Origin of the sequence: Alishewanella sp. HH-ZS, assembly GCF_001704375.1 — a bacterium.
Taxonomy (GTDB): Bacteria; Pseudomonadota; Gammaproteobacteria; order Enterobacterales; family Alteromonadaceae; genus Alishewanella; species Alishewanella aestuarii.
This window is the reverse complement of the sequence record NZ_LZEJ01000010.1, coordinates 107,434-122,077: the sequence shown is the minus strand read 5'-3', so window position 1 is coordinate 122,077 and position 14,644 is coordinate 107,434. Positions and strand designations below refer to the sequence as shown.

General features: G+C 52.6%; 15 protein-coding genes. 3 read left to right on the top strand and 12 right to left on the bottom strand.

Annotated elements, in window-relative coordinates; genetic code table 11:
- Positions 1–102 precede the first annotated feature (102 nt).
- The 11 genes from wecB to ccmA form a co-directional block, all read right to left on the bottom strand.
- Positions 103–1,227 (bottom strand): non-hydrolyzing UDP-N-acetylglucosamine 2-epimerase, encoded by a 1,125-nt coding sequence (wecB, locus tag A9165_RS05960; protein WP_065955248.1) that lies wholly within the window; start codon positions 1,225–1,227, stop codon positions 103–105.
- Between the two features lie 106 nt (positions 1,228–1,333).
- Positions 1,334–2,137 (bottom strand): VacJ family lipoprotein, encoded by an 804-nt coding sequence (locus A9165_RS05955; RefSeq protein ID WP_065955247.1) that lies wholly within the window; start codon positions 2,135–2,137, stop codon positions 1,334–1,336.
- Position 2,138: 1 nt separating this feature from the next.
- Entirely contained in the window at positions 2,139–3,368 is a 1,230-nt protein-coding gene (gene ccmI, locus A9165_RS05950) for a c-type cytochrome biogenesis protein CcmI (RefSeq protein ID WP_065955246.1), read from the bottom strand.
- Entirely contained in the window at positions 3,365–3,853 is a 489-nt protein-coding gene (locus A9165_RS05945; protein WP_008951766.1) for a cytochrome c-type biogenesis protein, read from the bottom strand. Before A9165_RS05945 ends, ccmI begins: the two co-directional genes overlap by 4 nt.
- Positions 3,854–3,864: 11 nt before the next feature.
- A complete protein-coding gene (locus tag A9165_RS05940; protein ID WP_008951765.1) occupies positions 3,865–4,443 on the bottom strand; it encodes a redoxin family protein in 579 nt (192 codons plus the stop codon).
- Positions 4,436–6,397, bottom strand: coding sequence for a heme lyase CcmF/NrfE family subunit (locus A9165_RS05935; protein WP_008951764.1), 1,962 nt, complete (start codon positions 6,395–6,397; stop codon positions 4,436–4,438). Before A9165_RS05935 ends, A9165_RS05940 begins: the two co-directional genes overlap by 8 nt.
- Before the next feature lie 3 nt (positions 6,398–6,400).
- Positions 6,401–6,931 carry a cytochrome c maturation protein CcmE gene (ccmE, locus tag A9165_RS05930; protein ID WP_008607980.1) on the bottom strand — a complete coding sequence of 177 codons (531 nt, stop codon included), beginning with the start codon at positions 6,929–6,931 and terminating at the stop codon, positions 6,401–6,403.
- Entirely contained in the window at positions 6,931–7,224 is a 294-nt protein-coding gene (gene ccmD / locus A9165_RS05925; protein WP_008951763.1) for a heme exporter protein CcmD, read from the bottom strand. The genes ccmE and ccmD overlap by 1 nt, the downstream gene beginning before the upstream one ends.
- Positions 7,221–7,958, bottom strand: coding sequence for a heme ABC transporter permease (locus A9165_RS05920; RefSeq protein ID WP_008607977.1), 738 nt, complete (start codon positions 7,956–7,958; stop codon positions 7,221–7,223). Before A9165_RS05920 ends, ccmD begins: the two co-directional genes overlap by 4 nt.
- 1 nt (position 7,959) lies before the next feature.
- On the bottom strand, positions 7,960–8,625 hold the full coding sequence (ccmB, locus tag A9165_RS05915) for a heme exporter protein CcmB (protein WP_065955245.1): 666 nt from the start codon (positions 8,623–8,625) through the stop codon (positions 7,960–7,962).
- Complete coding sequence (gene ccmA / locus A9165_RS05910; RefSeq protein WP_008607974.1) at positions 8,619–9,278, bottom strand: cytochrome c biogenesis heme-transporting ATPase CcmA; 660 nt, start codon at positions 9,276–9,278, stop codon at positions 8,619–8,621. Before ccmA ends, ccmB begins: the two co-directional genes overlap by 7 nt.
- Before the next feature lie 194 nt (positions 9,279–9,472).
- Between ccmA and A9165_RS05905 the strand changes: the two genes are divergently transcribed.
- On the top strand, positions 9,473–11,551 hold the full coding sequence (locus A9165_RS05905; protein ID WP_065955244.1) for a flagellar hook-length control protein FliK: 2,079 nt from the start codon (positions 9,473–9,475) through the stop codon (positions 11,549–11,551).
- Positions 11,552–11,619: 68 nt separating this feature from the next.
- Here A9165_RS05905 and A9165_RS05900 read toward each other — a convergent pair whose 3' ends face one another.
- Complete coding sequence (locus tag A9165_RS05900) at positions 11,620–13,032, bottom strand: sodium-dependent transporter (RefSeq protein WP_008607962.1); 1,413 nt, start codon at positions 13,030–13,032, stop codon at positions 11,620–11,622.
- A gap of 167 nt (positions 13,033–13,199) precedes the next feature.
- On the opposite strand from A9165_RS05900, the gene A9165_RS05895 reads away from it, so the two are divergent.
- Together A9165_RS05895 and galE are read left to right on the top strand one after the other, a co-directional pair.
- Positions 13,200–13,499: a YciI family protein gene (locus tag A9165_RS05895; protein ID WP_008607961.1), complete on the top strand. Its 300-nt coding sequence runs from the start codon at positions 13,200–13,202 to the stop codon at positions 13,497–13,499.
- Positions 13,500–13,529: 30 nt separating this feature from the next.
- Positions 13,530–14,549: a UDP-glucose 4-epimerase GalE gene (gene galE, locus A9165_RS05890; RefSeq protein WP_008607960.1), complete on the top strand. Its 1,020-nt coding sequence runs from the start codon at positions 13,530–13,532 to the stop codon at positions 14,547–14,549.
- The last annotated feature ends 95 nt before the right edge of the window (positions 14,550–14,644 follow it).

Genomic DNA, 14,644 nt, shown 5'->3' with positions numbered 1-14,644 from the left:
TCCTATTTCGTGGGGATACCTCAGCCTCTGAGGTCTTACCGGTACCGGAGTGCTGTGGATAACAGTTTTCCCAAAAGGGAGTGCTGTAGGTATGAAGGCGGGTTAACGGAGCGTTTTCAGGCTGGCTAAAATGCGGCTGCAGGCGTTGCCATCACCGTAGGGGTTGTGGGCAAAGCTCATACTCTCGTAGTAGCTGCTATCGGTGAGTAATTTCGTCACTTCGCTGACAATTTTTGCTTTGTCGGTACCAACCAGTTTAACCGTACCGGCGGCAACGGCTTCCGGCCGCTCTGTAGTATCGCGCATTACCAGTACTGGCTTACCTAAAGACGGTGCCTCTTCTTGAATACCACCCGAGTCGGTTAATACCAGATAGCTGCGGTTCATCAGGTAAACGAATGGCAGATAATCCTGTGGTGGGATCAGATGCACATTCGACACGCCGCTCAGCAGCCGATAGACCGGCTCCTTAACGTTGGGATTCAAATGCACCGGGTACACGATGTCGCAGTCCGGGAAGCTTTTCGCGATGTCAGCCAGGGCAGCACAGATCTGCTCAAAGCCACCACCGAAACTTTCGCGCCGATGGCCTGTGACCAGAATCATCCGTTGCTCAGGCTGGACAAAGGGAAATTGCGCAGCAAATTGCTGATTTAGTTCCGCATTGTCTTCAATCTTTGCTACCACTTGCAGCAAAGCATCGATAACGGTATTCCCGGTGATCACGATATGCTCAGGTGCAACCCGCTCGGCCAGCAAGTTATCCGCGGAAGTTTGGGTTGGCGCAAAATGCAGCCGGGTTAAGGCACCAGTCAATTTGCGGTTTGCCTCTTCCGGCCAGGGACTATAGATATTGCCGGTACGCAAGCCTGCCTCAACGTGGCCCACGGCAATCTTTTCATAATAACAGGCCAGCGCAGCGGCAAAGGTCGTACTGGTATCACCGTGTACCAAGACGATATCCGGCTGGAACTCACGCAGTACCGGTTTGATATTTAACAGAATACTGGTCGTAACATCATACAGGTCCTGACCAGGCTTCATGATAGCAAGATCGTACTCAGGCTTGATCTCAAAGAGTTTTAATACCTGATCCAACATTTCCCGGTGCTGACCGGTGACGCAGACCCGGCTATCAAAGGCGGCATCCTGCTTTAACTGATTAACCAGCGGCGCCATCTTGATGGCTTCTGGCCGGGTACCGAACACGCTTAGTACTTTAATCATTTTGTCCCTCTGTTTCTTAACCTGGTTAGGTTTGCCAGCTGGTCAGAGCGGTACCGGAGTGCTGTGGATAAACTGGTCAGACCGGTACCGGAGTGCTGTGGATAAGTTATTCGATTTCGTCGAGGAAATCGAGGGTGTCGTCATCCAGGGTTTCTTCCGGTGGCGGTGGGTTGCCGTCGTAGATCTTAAAGCGTTGGCGCTGGAAGTAGGCTTCTTTCACAAACGAATACGGATCAAGCGAGTTGTTCAGCATGTCTTCCACCTGCATCAGCTCTTCGCGGGCATCCAGCGCCATAATCGCCGCGCGGGTCAGGGTTAGTGGCGTATTTAACAAGCCCAGCGGGAAATACAGGTTATCGACAATACCGCCCGCGGTACCGCGGATTGTCGTTGGGCCGCGCGCCGGCACCATTAAATAAGGGCCATCACCAACACCCCAGACGGCCAGAGTCTGGTTAAAATCTTCATCGGCCGGTTCCAGCCCCATCTTTCTGGCGACATCAAATAAGCCGACGATGCCAACGGTGCTGTTTACCAGAAACCGACCTGCGCTTACGGCGGCTTTTTCCGGCTTGGCTTGTAACACACTGTTCAGAAAACTCGCCGGCTCACCCAGATTATCGACCACATTCTTCAGGCCTTTGCGCGCAGGCTTGGGCACTATCGTCATATAGCCGACCGTTGCCGGGCGCAGCAGATACTCGTCCAGCACATCGAGGTTGAAGTCAAATAATGGCCGGTTTACCCGCTCCCAGGGATCACGCGGATCGTCATACACGACAGTCTTCGGCGCTTGTTGCCCAGCAGTTCCAGCTGTCGCGGCTTGCTGCTCTGCTTGTTTTGAGCTGGCACAGCCAGTTAGCAATACCGCCGTTAACAACAGCGCGACACTTTTTATCGGAGATAACATATTACTCTTCCAGAGTTAAGGCTAAACGAAGATCAGTTGCTGTAAATTCCAGCGGCGCTGATACCACTTCAACATCCTGAGCAGTGCGCTCTACTGTACCTGACACTGCCATACGCGCTACCACTTCAATAAGTTCAGCCTGATTCAGATCCCAACCCGGCTGCATCGCATCGTCGACCGTCAGGGTAACATTCAGCACTCCCGCCTGCATTGGTAAACGCTTCGCGGCCAAAGGCACGGCCGGTCCGCCTGCGGCTCTGACAAAGACCAACAGTACGGCGTCCGGATGCGCGGTGGCGAGCTCATTACTGACTTGTAACGTCAAGCTTACTGAACGGCCAGCGGTCTGTGCAGCGGAGCTGCTGACCAATGTCTCAGACGCCGCAGCTTTTAATTCGTTCAAACGTTCCTGCACCACCACTAACCGCGGATCATCCTGCTCTAACCTGTCCGCCAACAACTGCCAGGCGGCGGTCGCTTGTTCGTTGTCACCGCGCTCATAGGCGATTAACGCCATCAGCGAAATGGCGTCAATATTTTCCGGCTCGCGAATTAATACCTTGGCGACACTCTGGCCGGCTTTGGCCAGATTCAAATCGCCACCCAGCATAATCAGGGCCTGACTGTAACTAATCAACACCGGCGTGCGCTCCGGCATCAGCTTTAACGAGCGCTCAAACGACTCTACCGCTTCCTCCAACATGCCAAGTGTCATCCACACTCGGCCCAGCAGCATCCAGGCAATGGCATCATCCCCCTCTTTTGCCAGCTTGGTGCGCAGCGCCAGCGAGAATAACTGCATATCACGCTCGCCCATAGGTTCGCCCTCCCCCAGCAGCGCGCGCTGACCAAAGGCCGGTAAATTTTGCTGTGCATATTCCCAGTCGCTTAGCTGGCGGTAGTGACCATTCTGACTATAAGTCAGCCCGACAATTAAAGCCGTTAACAGCACCAGCGTCAGATGAAATATGGCCTTATGCCGCGGCTGCTGATAGCGTATCGCCTGCTGTTCCTGCTCCAAAAACTGCTGTTTTAATTCGGCCGCAGCGGTGCTGAAATCCTGCTCTGCCAGCTCACCGGCATCCCGGGCCAAGGCCAATAATTGCAGGCGTTCTTCGAATAACTGCGCCGGAGTCTGATTATTCTGGGCGCTGGCACGGCGGGGCCAGCAAATAAAAATGGCACTTAACGCCAACATGGCGAGTGCGCCGGCGAATAGCTGCCACATCATGGTTTGGTACTCCGGTAGCGTTCAATAATTTGGTCCAATTGCTGATCCAGCGCGGCCTGTTGCTGGCTTGCTGGCGCTGCCTCCTCGCTGGGCTGTTCAGCGCCCTGCATATTGCGTTGTAGCGCACGGCGGCGCAGTTGAAACAGCAACAAGCTAACCAGCACCAGTACGGGTAATAGCCACAACCAAATAGTGATCGAATTGACCGGCGGCTGATAATGCACAAAGTTGCCATAGCGGTCGATCATAAAATCCAGCACCTGCTGCCGGCTATAGCCCTGTATCACCAGTTCATGGGTTTTTTCGCGCATGTCGACCGCGACCACGGCATTGGAGTCGGCGATATTCTGATTCTGACATTGCGGGCAACGTAGCTCGGCCGTTAACTGCGCATAAAGACGCCGTTGCTGCTCAGACTCAAACTGCAACAGCTCCTGACTGGTGCTGGCGTGCAGCTGTGCTGCGGCCAGCAGGCATAACACCATTACGAGTCTTATCATGGTTTGGCCGCCCATTGCTGATAAATTGGTGCCAGCTTACTGCGCCACACCTGCGGGTTGATATCACCGATATGATGCGCCCGCACTATACCGTCGGCATCGACAATAAAATGCTCTGGCGCACCGCTGACGCCCAAATCCAGCGACAAGCGACGCTGGCGATCCAGAATATTGAACTGATAGGGGTCACCAAAGGCCTGCAAGCGGCTTTGCACATCGGCTTGCAGTTTGGCTAAGTCGAACACTTCACCGAACATCGGATCTTCCGGCAATACATAGTACAAGCCAATAATCCGCACCCCCTGCTCGTTGCGCAGCTGGCTCATATAACCCAGCTCAGCATTACAGGTTGGGCACCAGATCCCCCAAACATTCAGCAGGTAAGCCTCGCCTTTCAGGTTCTCTGGCGTCCAGATTTGCTCTGGGCTCATCAAGTCCGGCAGTGCAAATTGCGGCAGCGGCTTGCCAATAATGGCAGAGTCACGCTCGCGCGGATCAGAAAATAAGCCGCTGAGCAAAAACAACGACAAACCCAGAAACGCCAGTAACGGAATATAAAACAGGACTTTACGCATGTTGGGCTCCCGCTTGGGTGCCGGTACGGCGGTAGCGTTTATCCAATAACGAAATCAGGGCACCGATAGCCATTAACAGGCCGCCAAGCCAGATCCAGCGCACAAAGGGTTTTACGTAAACCCGAATCGCCCAGGCATTTCCCGGTAGCGCTTCGCCCAACGACACATAAAGATCGCGGCTCAAGCGGGCATGAATAGCCGCTTCGGTCATCACCATGCGCTGAATGTTGTACTCGCGCTTCTCGGCATGTAAGTGGGTAACATAGCGCCCATCAACGGTGCGAACATCGAGCTCGGCCGCTTCGCCGCCGTAGTTAGGGCCATTTAGTTTATACACATCCTGTAATTCAAACTCATAGCCGGCCAGTACTACCCGATCGCCAATTGCCATCCGCACATCGCGCTCTTCACTGTAAGTCAGCGTCATGGCGATACCGACGATCATTACCGCAAAACCAATATGCGCGACTGTCATGCCGTAATGCGATGCCTGCAATTTGGCTACACCAGCAGTCACTGAGCCAAACTGTTGTAAACGCTGATAAATTTCAAACAAGGCCGATACACCAACCCAGGCACCGAGCAACAAACCAAGCAGCGCCAGATTAGCGGCGATGCTTTGGGTGGCGGCCATAGTACCCAGCGCCAGTATCAGCGCAAAAATAGCCACCAGCGATAACGGCTTTAACAGCGGCGCCGCTTTTTGTTGCTTCCAGCGCACCCAGGGACCTAAGCCCAGTAACAGTGCGAAAGGAATATTCAGATAGTAGAACATTTGGTTAAAGAACGGCTCACCAATCGAAATTGAGCCCAGACCCAGTTCTTTATGTACCAGCGGAAACAGGGTACCCAGCAACACCACCAGGGTAGCGGTGAGCAGAAAGACGTTATTCCCCCACAGCATCACTTCGCGCGAGAACAGCTCATAACGGGCCTGGCTGCGCACTGAATGCATTCGGCTGGCGTACAGCAGCAGCGAGCCGCCAATCACCAATAGCAGGAAAATCAGTAAAAACACGCCGCGTTCCGGATCGGCAGCAAAGGAATGCACCGACACCAAGACGCCGGAACGCACTAAAAAAGCGCCCATTAAGCTTAGCGAAAAGGCACCCAGTGCTAAAAGTACGGTCCAGGATTTAAAGGTGCCACGCTTTTCGGTCACCGCCAGACTGTGAATGAGGGCAGTACCGACGAGCCAGGGCATAAAGGAGGCATTTTCAACCGGATCCCAGAACCACCAACCGCCCCAACCCAGCTCTTTATAAGCCCACCAGCTACCCAGCATAATGCCCAGGGTTAAAAACAACCAGGCCGCCAGGGTCCAGGGCCTTGCCCAGCGTGCCCAGGTACTATCGAACTTGCCACCGAGCAGCGCCGCAATGGCAAAAGCAAAGGACACCGCAAATCCAACATAGCCCATATACAGCAACGGCGGATGGATAATCATGCCGTAGTCTTGCAGCAAGGGGTTAAGATCGCTGCCTTCTACCGGATAAAACGGCAGGCTGCGCTCAAAGGGGTTGGACATAAACAACGAGAAGGCAATAAAACCAACGTTAATAAGCCCCATAATGCCGAGGATCCGTCCCTGCATCAGCAATGGCAGACCTTTGGAATACTGCGCCACCAAGGCGGTCCAGGCGGCCAGGATCATCACCCATAGCAGCATCGAGCCTTCGTGCGAACCCCAGGTTGCCGTTAGCTTAAAATACCAGGGCAAAATTGAGCTGGAGTTGGAAGCGACATTAATGACGGTAAAATCATCGTGGTAGAAGGCCCAACTTAACGCCAGAAAGGCCAACAGCGTAAATACAAACAAGCCTACCGATAAAGGTTTAGCCACCAGCAGTGCCCGCTCATTGGCGGTATAGCTGCCAATCAGTGGAATAACACCCAGCAGTACCGACAGCGCAAAGGCGAATGTCAGCGTAAGCTGACCTAATTCAGGGATCATCGCCTAGCCTCCGTAGTTGCCAGTACTGCTACTATTATTTTGCTGCGGGTTTTGCGGTGGATTCTGCTGCCACTGGCTGGGTGGCACATGGCGGATGCCTTTTACCGCTTCGGCCACTTCCGGCGGCATATATTCTTCGTCATGCTTAGCTAATACTTCTGAGGCGACCAGTAGCGTTGGGGCTTTTAAGATGCCCTGCGCGACTATGCCCTGCCCTTCGCGAAACAGATCCGGCAGAATACCGTCATACTCAATGGTCGCGATTTCACCGCTATCATCGGTTAAATCAAAACGTACCCGCAAACTGGTTTCATCACGCTGTACCGTGCCCGGCACTACCATGCCACCCAGACGCAACCTTTGCCCTACCTCGGGCTTCACTTTATTTGGGCCTGTGCCACTAACCAACTGGCCCGGGGTATAGAACAAATTAATATTCTGACTCAGCGCATATAGCATGGCACCAACGGCACCGGCCATCAGGCCAATCACCAGGATGATGGAAAACAGGCGTTTCTGACGTCTTGATTGCATTAGGTCTGTTGCTCCTGATACTGCTTAACACGTTGCTCGCGTGCCAATTTTGCTTCGAGCTGCTGTTTAAATTGCCGATGATTAAAATAACTCCAGATGATTAACCCAATTAGCAAAAGATAGGTTAAGGCATAGGCCAGCCAAACATAAAAGGCATAACTGACACCATTGCTCGCCATTTGTAGAAAATCGCTAAAGCTGGCGAAATAGAACGGAAAAAGACCAAAAAGTTTCTGCGGGAGCTCTGCAGCGGCACTAAAAACCAGTGCGAATTCAACAAGACTGTGCATCATACTTTACCCACCAGTTGTTTTACCCAGGGCCTGTGCTGCTCGTTTTCCAGAATGGCAGTACGCAACCTTACACAGGTTAACCATAACATCACTAGCTTAAAGGCCAGTAAACTCATTAATAATGGCCATAACATACTGGGATCAATCGACGGCTTGGCAAATTTGGTAATGGTTGCACCCTGATGCAACGTATTCCACCATTCAACTGAAAAGTGAATAATGGGCAGATTAATGGTACCAATTACAGCCAGTAAACTGGCTACCTTAGCCCCGGTTTGCCGGTCAGAGAAGGCACCATGTAATGCCATTACTCCAAAATATAAAAATAACAGGATGAGCTGTGATGTTAAGCGTGCATCCCATACCCACCAGGCGCCCCACATCGGTTCACCCCAGGCCATACCGGTCAGCAGAGCAATGGCGGTGTATACCGCGCCGATAGGTGCAATTGCCAGCACCGCCCATTGTGCGGTTTTAATTTGCCAAACCAGAGCAGTAAAAGCAGCGATCGCCATGGCCATATAGGCACCCATCGACATAATGGCCGACGGCACATGGATATGGATAATACGGTAGCTGTCACCTTGCTGGTAATCGGTTGGCGTAAAGCCAAGGCCCCAGATATTACCAAGCAGCAGCGTAAAGAGTGCGGCAGCCATTAACCAGGGCGAAAGTTTACCGCAAAAATGATAAAGGGTTTCTGGCTTGGCCAGCGGATGTAACCACTTAAACATATCAGCTCACATTTATCTTAAGCGCACTGCACACTGCCATCGGCACCAGTGCCAGCGCAAACAATACGATTGCCAGTAAAATTGCCAACTGTCCCTGATATGCTAATCCCATGCTGGCAGCTTCAATTGCCGCACTGGCAAAAATTAGCAGCGGAATATACAGCGGCAGAATCAGCAGTGCCAGTAAAATCCCACCCTTATCGGCGGAAACCGTAATAGCCGCGCCTAACACGCTCAATAAACTCAGCACCGGGGTGCCAAGCAGCAGAGTTAATGCCATCGCTTGCAATGCCGGCAGCTCCAGATTAAACAACAGTGCCACCAGCGGTGACAGCAGTACCAGCGGCAAACCGGTGCTCAGCCAGTTAGCGCTGATTTTCGCCAGCACAAAAGGCAACAGCGCGTACCGGGCAGCCACCAGTTGCTCTATCACCCCGTTACGGTAGTCATCCTTAAACAGCCGCTCGGCAGCGAGTAACACGCTAAGCAGTGCCGCGATCCAGACTATACCCGGTGCCATTATACGCAGCATATTGGGCTCCGGGCCAACACCTATCGGGAACAGGGTCAACACTATGATAAAAAACAGTACCGGATTGAGCCAATCAGACTTTTGCCGGGCCAGTAGCCGCAGTTCGCGTTGTAAAAAGACGCCGTAGCTTACCATCGGTAGTGGATCTCCAGGGCAAAGAGCCCGGCATACTGCAGGCTAAGCGGCTGATGGGTGGTCAGAATAATGGCGCCGCCCTGCTCTAAATGGGCGATAAAGTGCTGTTGCAAGGTGCCGATGGCCGTTTGATCCAGCGCGGTGAAAGGCTCATCCAGGATCCACAGCTGTGCCCGGCTGGCCCAAAGCCGGGCAAGTGATACCCGGCGCTGCTGTCCGGCCGATAACATCCGGCACGGAATATCCTCTAAGCCTGCCAGCCCTAAACTGGCCAGCAACGCCAGATCATCGGCCGGCTTCAGATCAGTTGCCGCACGCCAGAAGCGTAAATTTTCCAGTGCAGTTAGTTGCTCGTGAATACCACTGTGATGACCAATAAAGCACAGGTTAGCCGCGTAATCGGCACTGACGTCAGATAGCGGACGCCCCTGATAATACAGCTCGCCTTCTTCTGGTCTGGCCAAGCCGGCCAGAATACGTAATAAGCTGCTTTTGCCGGCGCCATTTTTGCCTTTGATTTGTAATAGCTGCCCGGCGCTGACACTGAGCGATAATTGCTCGAATAGCACCCTGTCCTGCTTGACACAGCTAAGCCCGCTGGCACTGAGCAGCGCGGCTGGGGTGTGATTTAAAGTTGACTGAGTAAGATCCACTGGCCTTAACTATCGACTCTGCAAAAAATTGCGCGCATAGTAGCACAACAGGCGGCGAATACGAATCAGAACCGGTACTTAGCCATGATCCAGATCAGTATCTTCCACGCAACTTATCCACAGCACTCCGGTACCGGTCTGACCAGTTCAGCCGTAGCACTTTTGGTGAAAGCCAAGCTCAGGTCTGGAAAGTTATGGCGCCGCTGCATTCAGCTTACCGGGATATGTGGTTGATGGATCCACTACAGCCATTATCCGTTGGGGCACCGTTGCCGCCGTCGCCACAAAAACCCCAACTGTCACTGAATACGCCCTACCCGGCGCAATTGCTACAAGATGCTGACCCCGTGCTACGCCTGCAAGTTGGCGGGCGTGAACTGCGCTTGCCACTGCATCATTTACCAGCACTGCCGCTGACTCAGCCCCTTACAGTGAGTGTCAGCTTAAGCCAGAGAACATCGCTACAGCTAAATCTGAACCTGTCAGCAGCCAGCGTCACGGTGCCTCTTACCCCGGCCCAAGTTGCTGTGTTACAAGATCCCAAGGCGCTGGCCCTGCTTACCCAACAACTTAACCGCGGCGAAACACCCAGCCTGGCCGGTAGCCAGGTTATGACATCCGCCCTCAGTACACTGCTGGCGGCAAAAATTCCGTTACAGCTGAACCTGAATGCCAGCGGGGAGCTAAACATTCAACCCGAACACCCCCCTAAAAGCTTAACTTTACCACTCAGTGTGCTAAAAGAGCCGGCCTTGCTACAAAGCTTAGTTGCAGACAAACTGCCGCTAATGAAACAATGGTCAACAGCGACGAGTCAGGAGAGCACGATGAAACCCCTGAACCTGGATCAGGCCCTGCAACAACTCAGTGGCGTAAAAGTTGAGTTAAGCAGCGCCAAACTGCAGGCTGGCGCCGATTATTTCGCCCGTTTACAAATAAACGCCAAGCAAGGGCCGGAATTATTGATCCAAACTGCGCAAGGCCCGGTGCGTCTGCCACTGCAACAACTCCCAGCCATCCCCAGCGGTGTTCCGTTAGTGCTGCAAATGCAACCGCTGGCCGATGGTGGGGTGCAGCTACAAGTTAAAGTGCTGGCAGGTGTCGCAACAGAGGTACCGCTTAGCAGCGCACAGCTGCGCCTATTACAGGACCCAAAACAGCTGGCGTTATTACAACAGCAGCTTAGTCGTGGTGAAGCACCGCCACAACTGGCCGGCGAGCCATTTAAACTACCTGCAGGCATCACGACTACGCCGCAGACCGTCACACTGCAACTGTTAAACCAGTTAACCAAAAATATTGCCGCGAGCAAAAGCCCGGCCGGTAGCCTGAGTATTCTGCCGATTGCCGCCGAGCAGCAACTGCAGTTAAGTCAGAAAGACTTGTTGAAGCCCTTGCCATGGCAAACCTCTGCCACAGAGCGTCCGGCAGCGGTAAATCTGAATAACAGCACTGGCGTTGCCGAGCAGGGTTGGCGGCAACTGTTACCTTTACTTAGCAGCAGCCCGGCGCGGCTGGCGGCACTGCCGGAGATGCCACCGGCTGTCGTTGCCCTGCTACAACAGATCAGGCAAGCACAACCGGATGGGCAACGCGTTTTAACTGTCGCGGAAGTGCAGCAGCAGTTACAGGCGGTGCTGCAATTTCAACCGCTGCAATTGCAGCCCAACACCAGTACCGGCGCCGGCACCCTGGCTATTGCCATTCAGCTATTACTGGGGCATTTGTTGCGACAACCGTCAGCGCAAGCAGCCCGCAGCAATAGTGCCACTCAGACTATGGCGCAGCAGATCGGTCAGCTGGATAGTCAGCAAGCCAGTCAGTTGCTGCGGGCACTGGGCAGTCACAGTAGCTTGCTGCAGTTATCGCAGTTACAAAATGCCGATCTGCCACAGCTGCAGCAACAGTGGTTTATCCCGCTGGCATTACAGCAACAGCAGGAAAGCCGGATCAGCGAGATCTTGTTGGAACAACGGGAAGCGAAAGAGAAGAGCGGTGCTGGCAAACAAAAACACTGGCAACTGACGATGAAGTTTGATTTGGGGCACTATGGCCAATTATTGGTAGTGGCTAAGCTGGCGGCGCAGGATCTGCAGTTACAGTTTTATACCGATCAGCCCGCCGCGCTAAAACAAGCAGAAAAATTTTTACCGCTGCTAACCGAGCGCTGTCAGGCGCAGGGGCTCAATGTCAGTCAGGCGGCTTGCCAGCTTGGGAAAATTCCCGACACCCTTGGCAGCCGCCGCACCAGCCTGATCGCCACTCAGGCCTGATTTATCCACAGCACTCCGGTACCACTCTGACCAGTTTATCCACAGCACTCCGGTACCGGTCTGACCAGTTAGAACAGTAAGTTTTTACCGAAATAAATGGTCGAGACGGTATTCACAAAAATAATTAACAGGATCAGTGGGATAAAAGTACCCAGCGAAAAGTTAACGTATTTTTGCAGCACTGTGCCGGCAAAACCCGGATTACCGTCGGCGATTTCTTTATCCAGATTGTGAGCTTTCCAGCGGTAAACCACAAACAGACAGAGCAGGAAGCCATTTAATGGCAGAATGGTTTCGTAAAACATATCGTAAACCAAATCAAAGAAAGACTTGTTGTTGCCGCCATAGCTTAGAATATTGCTCAGCCAATCAATACGGCCAAACGACAAAGCACAGACTACCGCCAGCAGCACCATGGCACCACCCAATGAGTACAGCGCTTTGCGCCGGCTTAATCCCTTACCATCCATCACACTGGCCACCGGCACTTCGATAATCGACACCAGTGAGGTCATGGCGGCAAAAAACACCAGCAAGAAGAAAAAAGCAGCAATAAAAGAGGCACCGAAATAGCCTATGTCAGCCTGCAATGCCAGGAAGATTTTTGGCAGGAACATAAAAATCATACCAATGCTGGATTCTGACAGTTCGGCTATTTGAATGTCCGGATTAAACGAGAACACTGCAGGCAAGATCAACAAACCTGAGCAGGCCGCAACCAGCAAGGATAAGCCGGCTACCGTTTTACCGGCTGAGACGATGTTGTCATGTTTTTGGATATAAGAGCCATAAGTGATCAAAATACCCATTGCCAATGACAAGGAGAAGAATGCCTGCGCCAGCGCGCCATTTAATACCTGCCCGGTGAGCTTAGTGAAGTCCGGGATCAGGAAAAACTTAACACCCAGCATGGCATTTTCTTTGGTTAGCACATAAATAACCAACAAAATCAGCATAATAAACAATGTTGGCATCAAGATGGTGGTGGCTTTTTCAATGCCCTTTTTCACACCGCCTTGCAGGATCAAAAAGGTTAAACCCACGACGATGGCCATATACACGAACAGCTCATTACTATTGATAAAGGCGCCGAAGCCATTAGGGTCAGCAAGTTGATCAAGCTGACCAAGCAGCGCCTTACCGAGGTAACCGGCGATCCAGACGGTGATCACCAGATAGAACACCCCAATCATAAAGGGCGTAATCACCGATAACCAACCCACAGTACGCCAGGCCCGGTTTTGGCCAATTTGGGTGTAAGCGCCAAGTGGGTTTTGCCGCGTGTGACGCCCCAGGCTCATCTCGGCTAGCATCACCGGTAAGCAAATAAAGAACACGAAAATCGCGTACATGATAAGGAAAGCGGCGCCGCCATTTTTACTGGCCATTACCGGAAAGGCGACCAGATTACCGATACCAACGGCGGAGCCGGCCGCGGCCAGAATAAAGCCAAGGCTGGAACTGAATTGTTCACGTTTCATGCGTGGGTGGACTCCCTGAATGGATTTTTTTAGTTATTGTTAGAAAAAGCGCCTTCATGCTAACAGCCTGTGGCGGGAAATCCTAGCCCGACCTGCCGGCCTGAATTGGTTTTAAGGCTCAAATCTGCTAAGGTGCAGCCAGAATTTCTAGCGTAGCGAGTTTTAACATGTTCTATATGATTTATGCCGAAGATGCGGCCAATAGTCTGGAAAAACGGTTACAAGCCCGGCCAGCGCATTTAGCCCGTCTGGAGCAATTAAAAACTGAGGGGCGGCTATTAATGGCAGGCCCGCTGCCCGCCATTGATTCGGACAATCCGGGCGCAGCCGGCTTTACCGGCTCACTGGTGGTGGCTGAATTCCCCTCGTTAGCAGAAGCAGAAGCCTGGGCCGCGGCTGACCCGTATTGGGCAGCAGGCGTTTATGTTAAGGCTACTGTTAAACCTTATAAAAAAGTCTTGCCTTAACTGTTTCGTTTTTTAGCCAAAGGATTGCCTATGAGCTCTTATATTTTGCTGACCGGCGGTGCTGGTTACATCGGTAGCCACACAGCACTGTGTTTGCTGCGCGCCGGCTATAACGTGATTAGCTTTGATAATTTTAGTAACAGCTCGGCAGAGTCGCTAAAGCGGGTAGAACAACTTGCCGGGCGCACGCTGTTAAGTATTACCGGTGATATTCGCGATCAGGCGGCGCTTACGGCAGTATTCAGCCAGTATAAAATTAGCGCGGTGGTTCATTTCGCGGGTTTAAAGGCGGTGGGTGAATCGACCGAACTGCCCCTGCATTATTATGACAATAACGTCTCGGGTACTGTTACCCTGTGCCGTGTGATGCGGCATTTTAATGTCAAAAAGCTGGTATTCAGCTCTTCGGCCACCGTTTATGGTGATGCCAAAGAAGTGCCGATCAAAGAAACCTCGCCCCGCTCGGCTACCAATCCTTATGGCCAGAGTAAGCTGATGATTGAGCTAATTCTGGAAGATCTGGTAAAGGCCGAACCAGACTGGTCTATTGCCCTGCTGCGCTACTTTAACCCGGTCGGTGCTGATGAAAGTGGCCAGATCGGCGAAGATCCTAATGGCATTCCGAATAATCTAATGCCGTTTATTTCCCAGGTCGCGGTCGGCAAACGCCAACAACTCAATGTGTTTGGTAACGATTATCCGACCAAAGATGGTACCGGCGTGCGCGATTATATTCATGTCGTGGATTTAGCCAATGGCCATTTAAAGGCGCTGCAATATCTGGAACAGAGAAAAGGTATTGAGGCGATTAACCTCGGTACCGGCGTTGGCTACAGCGTGCTGGATATGGTTAACGCCTTTAGCGAAGTGAATCAGGTAGCGGTGCCGTATCAGATTGCGCCGCGTCGCCCCGGTGATATTGCCGTCTGTTATGCTGAGCCAACCAAAGCGCTGACTTTACTGGGTTGGAAAACAGAGAAGACACTGGACGATATGGTGCGCGATACCTGGCGCTGGCAGAAACACAACCCCAACGGCTATCGCAGCTAGCTGGTCAGAACCAGCTCTTCCCAACGGCAATAGAGACGTCTGGATAAACTGGTCGGACTGGTACCGGAGTGCTGTGGATAAACTGGTCAGACCGG